The 815-nt window shown below is 36.0% G+C and carries 1 protein-coding gene; it reads left to right on the forward strand.

Annotated elements, in window-relative coordinates; translation table 11 throughout:
* On the forward strand, positions 1–724 hold a 724-nt coding region (locus tag A194_RS19090; protein ID WP_017187856.1), incomplete at its 5' end, for a nucleotidyltransferase family protein.
* Positions 725–815: the final 91 nt, after the last annotated feature.

Here is an 815-nt window from a genome sequence, read left to right on the forward strand (position 1 = left end):
TCTAGGTTTTAGCTATGTTAAAGCTATTCAAAACTTAAATAGTGAAATAATTCCTGAAACGATCAAACGTACTAAAAGTGGCTATCACGATGAAACGATTGAGCATGACATCGCTAGTGCGACGAGCATACGCCAGGAGATTGTCAGAACGAAACAATTAACCGAAAAAGCTGAACAAGCGTTACCAAGAGAGACTGTTAATCAGTTAAAGCTTTATCAGCAAAAGAGCGGGACATGGCATGATTGGGAATTATACTTCTCATATTTACAATTAATTGTTCAAACAAAATCGGAAGAGGAACTTAGAGAAATTCATGGCATGATCGAAGGTTTAGAATATAAACTAAAACAAACGGTTAATCGTGTTACTAACTTCCAACAATGGATGGAACAATTAAAGACTAAACGCTACACGTGGACAAGGTTGCAAAGAATGTTTGTTCATTTGTTGACTAACACGACAAAAAATGAAATTGAGGCACACAAAAACTTAACAGAACCACCGTACATACGTCTGTTAGGAATGAATGAACAAGGTCGAGCTTTTATTAATCAAAAGAAAAAACAAATTGATATTCCAATCATTTCAAACATACAGCAAGCACATCACCCGTTAATAAGGATTGAAGAACGGGCTACAGATGCTTATTACAGTGTAATTAATCCCCAACAACGGGCTAATTTAAGAAAACAAGAGTTAAGTGGGCCGATTATGATTAAATAACCAAGGGTCTGGGACAGAACTAATTGTTAATACACAAAACCCGAACGAAATCACATTTTGACTTCGTTCGGGTTTATTTGTTAACTACGCT

It is taken from the genome of Alkalibacillus haloalkaliphilus C5 (genome assembly GCF_000269905.1).
GTDB classification, from domain to species: domain Bacteria; phylum Bacillota; class Bacilli; order Bacillales; family Alkalibacillaceae; genus Alkalibacillus; species Alkalibacillus haloalkaliphilus_A.